We start from the raw sequence: 11599 nt of genomic DNA, 5'->3' as shown, positions 1-11599 counted from the left end.
AAATTTTTTGCCTGTCACTCCTAATATTCCCTTTGACTGCCATCTGTTAACCAACGGAGTGAAAGGGAATATTGTGTTAATACTCATCGGGTATATCATTGTTACAGTTGCGGTTATAGGCGGATATATAATGGTCGGTGGCCATTTAGGTGCGCTTTATCAACCCGCTGAATTTGTCATTATTTTAGGGGCAGGTTTAGGTGCTTTTGTTGTTGGTAACAGTGGCAAATCCATCGTCGCCTTGTGCAAAGTATTACCAAAACTCTTTCGTCGTTCCTCTTACAATAAAACAATGTCAATGGATTTAATGGCATTGTTATTTCAATTACTTAATAAATCGCGCCAACAAGGGTTACTTGCACTTGAGAAAGATATTGACAATCCAAGTGAAAGTGAAATTTTCTCCCAATATCCCCGTATTTTAAAAGATGAGTCCACCATGATGTTCATTGTGGACTATTTACGTCTGATGGTGAGTAGTAACTTACAAAGTCATGAAATTGAAGCATTAATGGATGAAGAATTAGAAACTTTTCGTCAAGAAAATGAAGTACCTGCTTCGGGGCTAAACATGGTCGGTGACTCTATGCCTGCATTTGGGATTGTTGCGGCCGTCTTGGGTGTCGTGAATGCCTTGGGCTCAGCAGACCGTCCCGCAGGTGAACTTGGTGCTTTAATTGCTCATGCAATGGTTGGTACATTTTTAGGTATTTTAGTGGCTTATGGCTTTATTTTGCCTTTAGCTGCGCTGATTAGGTTGCGCAGTAGTGAGCAATTGAAAATGATGGAATGTATTAAAGTGACTTTCCTCTCTGCATTGCAAGGGTATGCTCCTCAAATTGCGGTTGAATTTGGCCGTAAGGTGTTATTCAGCGCAGATAGACCTTCATTTGTTGAACTTGAAGATAAAGTTCGAGAAGTGAAAGTAGGTGCTCGCTCACAAGAAACAACTGAGGAGTAACAAACGAATGGCAGCCAATACACCTCATGTTATTCGGGTTAAAAAGCGCAGTTCACATCATCAAAACGGACACGGCGGTTCATGGAAAATTGCTTATGCCGATTTTATGACGGCGATGATGGCGTTTTTTTTAGTGATGTGGCTGATCTCAATTTCAAGTCCTCAAGAATTAACACAAATTGCTGAGTATTTCCGTACTCCCTTGAGTACAGCTATCAACCCGGGAAGTAAAAGTGGAGATGCCACAAACCCTATTCCTGGTGGAGGTAAAGACCCGATTTTCCGTGATGGGGATGTGATGCCAGAGCCCAATAATATTATTGATGGAAATGCAAACTATCGTTTTGAAAAATTAAAAGAGTCCCTTGAGCAGGCTATTTTAAAAGACCCCCGTTTGAATGAATTAAAGCCACATTTATTGATTGATATGATTAATGATGGGCTACGCATTCAAATTGTTGATAGTGAAAATCGCCCAATGTTTAAAGTCGGTTCGGCAACGGTTGAACCGTATATGCGCGATATTTTGCGTGCAATAGCACCACTTCTTAATGATGTTCCTAATCGAATTAGTATCTCCGGTCATACTGATGATCTCGCTTATGCCAACGGCGCCAATTACAGCAACTGGGAGCTTTCATCAGATCGCGCAAATGCTTCGCGCCGTGAATTGATTCGCGGTGGAATGGATGAAAATAAAGTATTACGCGTGGTTGGGATGGCTTCAGCCATTCATTTAGACAAAGAAGATGGTTTTGCCCCGATCAACCGCCGGATAAGTATCATTGTGTTAAATGATGAAGAAACCAAACAAATTCTCCGCGAATACGATGGCGCCAAGCCGATCAATGATGTGCTGAATAAACCGCAAAAACCCATGCAAGAAACGGCTGTGGGTGTTGTCGCTGCGGTGAAAATACCGTGATGAATTGCTGTTATTTGAATTTATTACATAACTTGTTTAGTTGTCTGCCGGGGGGTTCCGGCAGTCAGCGTTAAGTGAAACTTAAGCGAAATTGGATAAAAACCATGGATATTACCGAGTTTTATCAAACATTTTTCGATGAGGCCGATGAGTTGCTCAGGGATATGGAACAACATTTACTTGAGCTTGATCCTTTTGACCCGGATAGCGAGCAGCTAAATGCCATCTTCCGCAGTGCCCACTCAATCAAAGGAGGGGCTGCAACCTTTGGTTTCACTCAGTTGCAGAATACAACTCATACATTGGAAAACCTTTTAGATAAGGCGCGTCATGATGAGTTAACCCTCACGCCTGACATAATAGATGTTTTTCTTGATGCTAAGGATGTCATGGCATCACAGTTAGATGCCTATAAAAATGACTCTTTACCGGATGAAGATACCTTCAAGCGTATTTGTGAGGTGCTTAGCCGGGTTGAAAATAGAGCGGAAGAGGTCGCTGAGACAGGTACTGCGATATCTGAAACTAAAGTTGAAGATGCGGTTGTTGAAGACACACCCGCGAAGCAAGGTGAATATTCACACTACTTTATGATCTCGTTAAATCAGCTCAAAGAAAATGAAGTTGATTTATTGGCGGATGAGCTCAGTTTATTTGGGCATTTATATCATACTGAAAAAACAGCAAATAGTTTACAAGCATGGGTAGGAACTAATACGGATATTGATGATATTAGTGGGGTGCTATGTTTTGTGGTGGATGAATCGCAAATTAGCCATGAAGTAATTTCATTTGCCGATTGCCTCGCTTTTTCAAAGGAAGAAACGTTATTAAATGATGATAAAGTTGCAGCGAATGAAGTCACAGAGCCTCAAGTAGATACTCCGCAAAGCTCGGCAAAACCTGCTGCACCCACCACGGCTAAAAAAACGGCAATCGCTAAACCGAAAGGGGATTCGAGCAGCATTCGTGTGGCTGTAGAGAAAGTTGACCAGCTGATTAACTTAGTGGGTGAGCTGGTGATTATTCAATCAATGTTGACCCAACATAGTCAACATGTCGATCAGAACGAATACAGTGATTTGTTAAGCTCAATCGTACAGTTGGAGCGTAATTCCCGCGCTTTGCAAGAATCCGTCATGTCAATTCGCATGATGCCAATGGACTACGTATTTAGCCGCTTCCCGCGCATGGTACGCGATATCGCTTCCAAATTAGGTAAAAAAATTGAACTGAAAGTAGAAGGAAGTTCGACTGAACTCGATAAAAGCTTGATTGAGCGCATTGTTGATCCACTAAATCACCTTGTTCGCAATAGCCTCGACCATGGGATTGAAAAGCCAGAAGTTCGTGTGGCAAATGGTAAGTCGGAAGCCGGAACACTGACCTTAGCGGCAGCACATCAAAGTGGCAACATTTGTATTGAAGTGCGTGATGACGGCGCAGGGCTAAATCGTGAACGTATTTTGGCAAAAGCGAAGTCACAAGGCATGAATGTGCATGATGGGATGAGCAATGATGAAGTTGCGATGCTGATTATGGCACCGGGTTTTTCAACAGCAGAGGTGGTGACGGACGTTTCGGGACGCGGTGTTGGAATGGATGTGGTTAAACGAAATATCCAAGACATGGGCGGTCGTATTCAAATCGGTTTTACCGAAGGTAAAGGTACCATTATCCGCATTTTATTACCGCTCACTTTAGCCATTTTGGATGGTATGTCTGTGAAAGTAGCGGAAGATGTTTTTATCGTTCCATTGAGTGCCATTATCAGTACCTTGCAGCCTCGGCAAGAGGATATTTATCGCTTAGCGGGAGAAGAAAAAATGCTGCTTGTGCGAGGGGAATATCTACCGCTTGTTGAATTACACCAAGTATTTTCCATCGAAGAAGCCGAGCGAAATTTAGATAACAGTATTGTGCTGATTATTCAAAATGCAGGCCACCGTTTTGCGTTGTTAGTTGACAAGCTCGTCGGGCAACAGCAAGTGGTGGTGAAAAACATTGAAAGTAATTATCGCAAAATCCCTGGTATTTCCGCAGCAACGATTATGGGCGATGGCTCTGTTGCATTGATTTTAGATGTGGCTGAGCTGCAAAAAATGAATAACAGCATTTTGATTAAAAAGAAACAGCAGGTTTCTCAACCTGTCGTGCACTAAATAGAGGCCATACACCATGTCTATGTTAGATGATGATTTAAATAAACACGAAGAAGAAAAAAACGGCGAAGGCTACCTCATTTTTACCTTGGGTGAAGAAGAGTATGGCATTGAAATCTTAAAAGTGCAGGAAATTCGTGGCTATGAACAAGTGACTCGTATCGCGAATACCCCTGATTTTATCAAAGGTGTGACTAATTTACGTGGAGTCATCATTCCAATTATTGATTTACGGGTGAAGTTTTCCCATGAAAACGTGGTGTATAACGATAACACGGTCGTTATTGTGGTGAATTTAAAAGATCGCGTTGTCGGTATTGTCGTCGATGGGGTTTCGGATGTGCTGGTCTTGAATGAAGAGCAAATTGCGCCACCACCTGATTTTGCGGTGACATTATCGACCCAATATCTGACAGGGCTCGGAACATTAAATGACCGTATGTTGATTTTAGTCGATATCGAAAAATTATTAACTAGCGATGAAATGGCGCTGATTGACAGCATGGCTGAGTAATTATCAGCCCCAATAATTGTTCAAATAATAATAAGTCATTAACTAAAGTTTTTGGTTGGATGACCGATATCCAAAATACAACAAAATTATGTTAGTAAAACGTCATGTACAGTCGAATTAAAATCGTATCGGGACTTTTGTCCGTCATTTTTATCTTTATTTTGCTGCAACTGGTATCCAGTGGGTTGATGTTTACCAAACTGGGCGATAACAGCGACAGCATTAGTTATTTGAATTCCTTACAACGCCAAAGACAAGTATTAACAGAAAGTTGGGTTAATTTGTTACAAGCCCGGGCGAACTTAAACCGCTCTATCAATGCCTATTTGCTCGAAGGTCGTAAAATTCAAGACGATGCAACGACAGAAGACTTGATTAAAGCCGCTAAACGTAACTTTAAATCAGCGGATGACGCTTACGCACGTTATAACAAGCTGATGCAAAGTTCAGATTATGATAAAGCCAAATTTGAAAAGCTGTTTAGTACCTATGAAACCTATCGTGATGCGTTAATCAAGCTAAGTGAATTCGCTGAAAAAGGTGACCTTGAAGGTTTTTATGCACACAGAACCTCAGGGCACCAAGTGAAATTTGAAGAGCAATTTAACGCTTATTTTGCGGATATTTCAGCAGATTTCCAGGCCGAAGTTGTCAATGCAGATAATAACTATCGCCAATCATTATACATGTTGGTGACGTTATCTATCTTACTCGCTTTGATTGGTTTCTTCAGTTATCGCTATGTTCGTAAAGGTATTATCGAGCCACTCGGTATCTTAATTGAACGTATTAAAGTCTTTGCTTCAGGGGATTTAACACCGAATGTGACAACAATTGCCAAGAATGAAATTGGTGAATTGGCCAATGGTGTTCAACACATGCAACAAGAGCTGATTAATACGGTTCGAGGTGTGCTAGATGGTAGCGAAACTATTTACCAAGGTACAACCGAAATTGCAGCAGGTAACAATGACTTGTCAGCACGAACTGAGCAACAAGTCGCTTGCTTAGAAGAAACTTCAGCCAGTATGAGTGAACTGACTGCCACTGTTAAACAAAATACCGAATACGCTCACCAAGCGAGTGAATTTGCAAACCAAGCGTCAGTGATAGCAAAAGAGGGTGGCAAAGTGGTATCTAATGTCGTTAGCACCATGCTGAATATTGCGGATAGCTCACAGAAAATCTCTGATATTACTGCAGTTATCGATAGCATCGCTTTTCAAACTAACATCTTAGCGCTTAATGCGGCAGTTGAAGCGGCAAGGGCAGGTGAGCATGGTCGTGGTTTTGCCGTTGTTGCTGATGAAGTGCGTAATTTGGCACAACGCAGTGCAGATGCGGCTAAAGAGATTAAAACGTTAATTGAAGATTCGGTGTCAAGAACTGGGACAGGCGCTCGCCAAGCTGAAGATGCAGGCGAAACAATGACCAAGATTGTTGAATCTGTTACACGTGTTACTGACATTATGACGCATATTGCGACCGCATCAGACGAGCAAAGCAAAGGAATTGCACAAGTCAGTATTGCTGTCGCTGAAATGGACAAAGTTACGCAGCAAAATGCGTCGCTGGTTGAGCAATCCGCGGTTGCAGCCAATGTATTGGAAGAGCAAGTGGCAAAACTGTCGCAACTGATTTCTATCTTCCGTTTACCACCATTAAAACAAAGTGAAATACGCAATATTCAGCCGGCAGCAAGAACGGTTTCAAATATCGTTAAAACACCGGATCTGACAAAACTATCATCGAAAGAACATAAAGATGATGACAATTGGGAAACTTTCTAAGGGTTAAGCTCAGTTTCGCGCTGCAAAGCTACGGTTTTGCAGCGTTCCTGCGCATTAGAAAACAAGGCAATGTTTCAGAGGTTCAGTTCTCTTAGCTGGCACAAGTGGGGATTTCTATGTTTGGTAAAAATATCCGGATTTCGGTGAGTTTATATCTTCTTCTCATTTTATTTTGTGGGATGCAGATTGTGTCTAGCGGGGTTTCTGTTGGGATTGTTGTAAGCGAATTAAAATCCTTAGAGCGTATTGATTTGGGGTCTGATAAGCGTGCGATGCTTGAGGAAACCAGTAAACACCTAATGCAAGCGCGCAATAGCCTAACGCAAATTGCATTGCTGCATAAAGTCGGTGGTAATGAACCATTGATTGAAGAAACAAAAGTGACTTTTGACAAATTACTCGCTGAAGCTGAGAAAGACTACACTATGTTTAAAAACCAGCCTCTTTTAAGTGAGAAAGAAAATCTTGCGGCTTTAGAGGCTCGGTATCAAGCATTTGTCTTAACACTCAAAGCATTAAAAACACATTTAGATAATAAAGATATTGCAGCCTATATTGAACTTCCTGCTCAAGAAAACCAGGATCAGTTGGAGCAAGTTGTTGAGGAATACCTTGAATTACTGAATGCTGAAAGCGACGAATCTCTTGCGGTAGCAAGAATGTATAACACCTTCGCTTGGAGTTCATTTTGCTCAGTGATCGTCATTATCATCGCGGTTATTGCATTTGCTCATTATTGGATGAAACGTAAAGTAATTAACCCACTGAAGAGTATGGGAGAGCACTTTGCATTAGTGGCTGATGGCAAACTCAATCAGAAAATTGAAGTGACGACCCGTGATGAAATCGGTGAGGTATTTGGCAAGCTAAAGGATATGCAGGAGTCTTTAGTGACTTCAGTGACCGCCTTGCGTTCAAATACTGACCAAATGTATACCGGTATTCGTGAAATTGCTTTAGGTAATAATAACTTATCTTCACGTACTGAGCAGCAAGCAGCATCACTCGAAGAAACTGCGGCTAGTATGGAAGAGTTGACAGCAACCGTTAAGCAAAATGCGGATAACGCACGTCAAGCCAGTGAACTTGCTGTTAGTGCATCGAAAACCGCAACGAAAGGTGGAGAGATCACCGAAGACGTGATTGACACCATGACTTCCATTTCTAATAGCTCACAAAAAATCAGTGCCATTATTAGTGTGATTGATGGGATTGCTTTCCAAACCAATATCTTAGCATTGAATGCTGCCGTTGAAGCCGCTCGAGCAGGTGAACAGGGGCGCGGATTTTCTGTGGTTGCTGGTGAAGTTAGAGCGCTAGCTCAGCGCAGTGCGGAAGCGGCAAAAGAAATTAAAACCTTGATTGATGAGTCTGTCGGTAGAGTGAGCCAAGGTTCTCAGCTTGTTAATGAAGCGGGGGAAACTATGAGTGAGTTAGTTGCAGCTGTTAACCAAGTTACTGAATTAATGGGTAACATTGCTTCTGCTTCCAATGAACAAAGCCGTGGTATTGAGCAAGTCGCCACAGCGGTAAGCCAAATGGATTTAGTGACACAACAAAATGCGGCATTAGTGGAACAATCGACCAGTGCGACGGCGGCGTTAGAAGACCAAGCAAACAACTTAGTTGATACGGTTGCATTCTTTGAATTACCCGAAAGTCATTTAAATCGTAATCGGCGTTAAGTGTTGTGAAAATTCGTTTCTGAATTTTCGGTGGATGACCGTAACAGGTTATTTTTCCTTAGGTTATCCATCCTAAAAGGCAGCCAAATAACTGGCTGCCTCTGGGTTTTTATTGAATAGGACGACAAGTACGATGCTTTTTGTACCACAGGTAGAACCACTGACTGATGATGAGTTTGGTCGGGTTTGTCGATTTATTCATAAAAAATCAGGCATTGTCCTCACCATGAATAAAAAAAATATGGTCTACAACCGGCTATTAAAGCGGTTACGTGATTGTAATATCGACAATTTTTCCGACTATTTGCGGATGTTAGAGCGTGAGCCTCACCATGCAGAATGGCAAGCTTTCGTGAATGCTTTGACGACAAATTTAACTGCGTTTTTTCGTGAACCACACCATTTTGTGACGTTAGCGGACTTTGTTCGTACGCGTAAAAATAGCGCCATTAATATTTGGTGTGCCGCATCTTCAACGGGAGAAGAGCCGTATTCGATAGCAATGACATTAAGTGATGTACTTGGGCCGAATGCCATCAATGCCAAAGTGATTGCCAGTGACATTGACACGGAAGTGCTAGAAAAAGCGAAACAAGGCGTGTACCGCGTAGAAGAGCTGAAATCATTAACGGCATTACAGCGACAACGTTATTTCATGAAAGGGGTTGGTGAATTTGACGGTTATGCACGAGTCAAACCTGCATTGCGCCAAATGATTGAATTTCGTTACTTAAACTTGAGTGACCATGACTGGCAGATGCAACATCGGTTTGATGCTATTTTTTGTCGTAATGTCATGATTTATTTCGATAAAGAAATGCAGATTAAAATGTTAGAGCGCTTTGTTCCATTGCTTAAGCCAGACGGATTACTTTTTATCGGGCATTCCGAAAATTTATCGCAGTTATCACAAAGTTTCGTTATTAAAGGGCAAACCGTCTACAGCTTGCAAGCGGCGAGGAGGGGGTAATGAAAAAGATTAAAGTGCTATGTGTGGATGACTCAGCACTGATGCGCCAATTAATGCGCGAAATTATTAATAGTCATGAAGACATGGTTGTGGTTGATACTGCACCAGACCCTTATGTTGCACGTGACTTAATCAAACAACATGAACCGGACGTGATCACGTTAGACGTGGAAATGCCGCGAATGGATGGTATTGATTTCTTAGAAAAACTAATGCGCTTGCATCCAATGCCTGTGGTAATGGTTTCAACATTAACGTCGAAAGGTTCGGAAGTGACGTTAAAAGCGCTGGAATTAGGTGCTGTGGATTTTGTCACGAAACCACAAATTGGTATCCGCGAAACCATGATGAGTTATCGCGATATTATTGGTGAGAAAATTCGCGCAGCAGCCATGTCTAAAATTACTCAGCGCAGCCGCTTTGCCCGCCCTGACAAAAAGGTTAATGAGCCAGTTTCTCAAGCGAAATCACTCTCTCCCTATGTTTGCAATAGCCGTGTGATTGCGGTTGGCGCATCGACCGGAGGAACGGAGGCAATACGGCAATTTTTGGAAATGTTACCTCATGAATGCCCTCCGGTAGTGATCACTCAACATATGCCAGCGGGTTTTACGCGTTCTTTTGCTGATCGCTTAAATAAGCTCTGTGTATTGACCGTAAAAGAAGCTGAACACAACGAACTATTACAAAAAGGCCATGCATATATTGCACCAGGCGATTCGCACATGTTGATTGCGGATAAAGGCAAGGGATTTCAAGTTATTTTGCAGCAAAGCGAACCTGTTAACCGGCATCGTCCTTCTGTTGATGTGTTGTTTGATTCAGTCGCTCAATGTGTTGGGCGAAAATGTATTGGCATTTTATTGACAGGGATGGGGATGGATGGCGCGAAAGGGCTATTAAATTTACGTAAGCAAGGGGCTATCACTTACGCACAAAACGAAAGTAGTTGCGTGGTGTTTGGAATGCCTCGCGCGGCGATTGAATTGGGGGCTGCGGATGAGGTGCAAGATATTCTCAAGATTGCCCCAAGTGTTTTAGCAAGACTTTCTTCTGTCACGGTTTAAACCGTGACAGGAATTCACAATTGTATTTTGAAGGAGTGGTTATGGCCGCTAAAGATCTCAGTTTTTTGGTTGTCGATGATTTTTCTACAATGCGACGTATCGTCCGTAACTTATTAAAAGAGCTCGGATTTAACAAAATAGAAGAAGCAGAAGACGGTGTTGATGCTTTAGAAAAAATCCGTACAGGCAGCATCGATTTTGTTGTTGCTGATTGGAATATGCCAAACATGGATGGCCTTGAGTTGCTTAAAACCATTCGTGGTGATGATGCTTTGAAGCATATCCCAGTACTCATGGTGACAGCAGAAGCGAAAAAAGAAAATATTATTGCCGCTGCACAAGCGGGTGCGAGTGGTTATGTCGTTAAGCCGTTCACTGCCGCTATCTTAGAAGAAAAACTGAATAAAGTATTTGAAAAAATGGGGCTGCAATAACAGTGCGTGCCAAAGGAGATTTTCATGACTGAGCAAGTGGGTATGGAAGGTATTCGCAATGGTAATGATGATTTAAAACAAGTCATTACGCGCATTGGTACGCTAATGAGAACGCTGCGTGAAAGTATGCGCGAATTGGGGCTAGAAAAAAGCGTTCAACAGGCAGTGGCGAGTATTCCAGACGGAAAAGATAGGCTGCGTTATATCGCCCAAATGACGGCGCAAGCGGCAGAAAAAACCTTAAATGGTATTGATGTCATCAAACCACTGCAAGTGGAAATGAATAAAAATGCGCAGGTATTGCAACAGCAGTGGCAAGAAACCGCTGGAGATGGGGTTCCTGCACAATTGCGTGAGTCAACAGAAGCTTTTTTAGGGCAAGTGATCCAAGACAGCGAAACCACCAAAGCAGAGCTGTTAGAAATCATGATGGCGCAAGATTTCCAAGATTTAACAGGGCAAGTCATCAAAAAAATGATGGAAGTGGTTGAAGAAGCTGAAAAGCAACTGCTCGCACTGTTAATGGAAAATACACCACCTGAAATGCGTGCGAAAACGCAAAACGAAAGTTTGCTCAATGGCCCACAAATCAATAAAGAAGGCGTGAATGTGATGGCATCACAGTCTCAAGTTGATGATTTGCTTGATGAGCTGGGCTTCTAATCGCCGACAAGTTTTTAATTCAACTACTCTAATTACATAGGGTTAGGGTAGTTTTATTGTATTTGCGTTACAAGGAGAGGATTGCAATGATAAATAACGATTTAATTTCTACTTTTGTGATTAAAGAAAAAAAAGAACTAAAAGAAATAGTTCAAGAAAATGATGGAGATATTAATGAGTGCTCTACTGAATTACAGATGAGACAGGCGTTAATTAATCAACTCAAAAAAGCGCGTTTAGCCAATAATTTAACCCAAATTCAAATTGCGGAAAAAATGCAAACTCAGAAGCAGAACGTGTCCCGTTTGGAAAAAGCGCAGTTCGACCCAAAATTAGGCACATTATTAAAATATGCAGAAGCGGTGGGGATGCGGATTACCTTGGATTTTTCCTCTAAACCTTGAATTATATAGAGCCTATGAGTATTC

General features: G+C 42.0%; 11 protein-coding genes. All 11 read left to right on the top strand.

The features are described from left to right. Positions 1-73: 73 nt before the first annotated feature. The 11 genes from motA to FVA72_RS13645 all read left to right on the top strand — a co-directional run bounded on the left by motA (position 74) and on the right by FVA72_RS13645 (position 11575). Entirely contained in the window at positions 74-961 is an 888-nt protein-coding gene (gene motA, locus FVA72_RS13695; RefSeq protein WP_036957858.1) for a flagellar motor stator protein MotA, read from the top strand. A gap of 7 nt (positions 962-968) precedes the next feature. Continuing rightward, positions 969-1886, top strand: coding sequence for a flagellar motor protein MotB (gene motB, locus FVA72_RS13690; protein ID WP_004255726.1), 918 nt, complete (start codon positions 969-971; stop codon positions 1884-1886). 104 nt (positions 1887-1990) lie between these two features. Next, positions 1991-4048 carry a chemotaxis protein CheA gene (gene cheA, locus FVA72_RS13685; RefSeq protein WP_110591509.1) on the top strand — a complete coding sequence of 686 codons (2058 nt, stop codon included), beginning with the start codon at positions 1991-1993 and terminating at the stop codon, positions 4046-4048. Positions 4049-4064: 16 nt separating this feature from the next. Further along, a complete protein-coding gene (gene cheW, locus FVA72_RS13680) occupies positions 4065-4562 on the top strand; it encodes a chemotaxis protein CheW (RefSeq protein ID WP_004909833.1) in 498 nt (165 codons plus the stop codon). Positions 4563-4666: 104 nt separating this feature from the next. Beyond that, the gene (locus FVA72_RS13675) at positions 4667-6352 is read left to right on the top strand and encodes a methyl-accepting chemotaxis protein (protein ID WP_096864706.1); all 1686 of its coding nucleotides are present in this window, start codon (positions 4667-4669) and stop codon (positions 6350-6352) included. A 116-nt stretch (positions 6353-6468) separates the two neighbouring features. Further along, positions 6469-8037 (top strand): methyl-accepting chemotaxis protein, encoded by a 1569-nt coding sequence (locus FVA72_RS13670; protein ID WP_110591510.1) that lies wholly within the window; start codon positions 6469-6471, stop codon positions 8035-8037. 133 nt (positions 8038-8170) lie between these two features. After that, a complete protein-coding gene (locus FVA72_RS13665) occupies positions 8171-9007 on the top strand; it encodes a chemotaxis protein-glutamate O-methyltransferase (protein ID WP_004255713.1) in 837 nt (278 codons plus the stop codon). Next, a complete protein-coding gene (locus FVA72_RS13660; protein ID WP_110591511.1) occupies positions 9007-10074 on the top strand; it encodes a protein-glutamate methylesterase/protein-glutamine glutaminase in 1068 nt (355 codons plus the stop codon). Before FVA72_RS13665 ends, FVA72_RS13660 begins: the two co-directional genes overlap by 1 nt. Before the next feature lie 41 nt (positions 10075-10115). Beyond that, on the top strand, positions 10116-10508 hold the full coding sequence (gene cheY, locus FVA72_RS13655) for a chemotaxis response regulator CheY (protein ID WP_004255705.1): 393 nt from the start codon (positions 10116-10118) through the stop codon (positions 10506-10508). A gap of 24 nt (positions 10509-10532) precedes the next feature. Next, positions 10533-11171, top strand: coding sequence for a protein phosphatase CheZ (locus FVA72_RS13650; RefSeq protein ID WP_094961165.1), 639 nt, complete (start codon positions 10533-10535; stop codon positions 11169-11171). Positions 11172-11257: 86 nt separating this feature from the next. Then, a complete protein-coding gene (locus FVA72_RS13645; protein ID WP_232062951.1) occupies positions 11258-11575 on the top strand; it encodes a helix-turn-helix transcriptional regulator in 318 nt (105 codons plus the stop codon). Positions 11576-11599: the final 24 nt, after the last annotated feature.

Origin of the sequence: Providencia sp. PROV061 (assembly GCF_011045655.1) — a bacterium.
Taxonomy (GTDB): Bacteria; Pseudomonadota; Gammaproteobacteria; order Enterobacterales; family Enterobacteriaceae; genus Providencia; species Providencia hangzhouensis.
Note: the sequence above shows the minus strand (reverse complement) of the source record. Positions and strands in the feature narration are given on the sequence as shown.

What these genes read in the sequence shown, in the direction of transcription:
- motB (WP_004255726.1), top strand. Translation starts at nt 969, where the DNA reads ATGGCAGCCAATACACCTCATGTTATTCGGGTTAAAAAGCGCAGTTCA.
- cheA (WP_110591509.1), top strand. Translation starts at nt 1,991, where the DNA reads ATGGATATTACCGAGTTTTATCAAACATTTTTCGATGAGGCCGATGAG.
- FVA72_RS13670 (WP_110591510.1), top strand. Translation starts at nt 6,469, where the DNA reads ATGTTTGGTAAAAATATCCGGATTTCGGTGAGTTTATATCTTCTTCTC.
- cheY (WP_004255705.1), top strand. Translation starts at nt 10,116, where the DNA reads ATGGCCGCTAAAGATCTCAGTTTTTTGGTTGTCGATGATTTTTCTACA.
- FVA72_RS13650 (WP_094961165.1), top strand. Translation starts at nt 10,533, where the DNA reads ATGACTGAGCAAGTGGGTATGGAAGGTATTCGCAATGGTAATGATGAT.
- cheW (WP_004909833.1), top strand. Translation starts at nt 4,065, where the DNA reads ATGTCTATGTTAGATGATGATTTAAATAAACACGAAGAAGAAAAAAAC.
- FVA72_RS13665 (WP_004255713.1), top strand. Translation starts at nt 8,171, where the DNA reads ATGCTTTTTGTACCACAGGTAGAACCACTGACTGATGATGAGTTTGGT.
- FVA72_RS13660 (WP_110591511.1), top strand. Translation starts at nt 9,007, where the DNA reads ATGAAAAAGATTAAAGTGCTATGTGTGGATGACTCAGCACTGATGCGC.
- FVA72_RS13645 (WP_232062951.1), top strand. Translation starts at nt 11,258, where the DNA reads ATGATAAATAACGATTTAATTTCTACTTTTGTGATTAAAGAAAAAAAA.
- FVA72_RS13675 (WP_096864706.1), top strand. Translation starts at nt 4,667, where the DNA reads ATGTACAGTCGAATTAAAATCGTATCGGGACTTTTGTCCGTCATTTTT.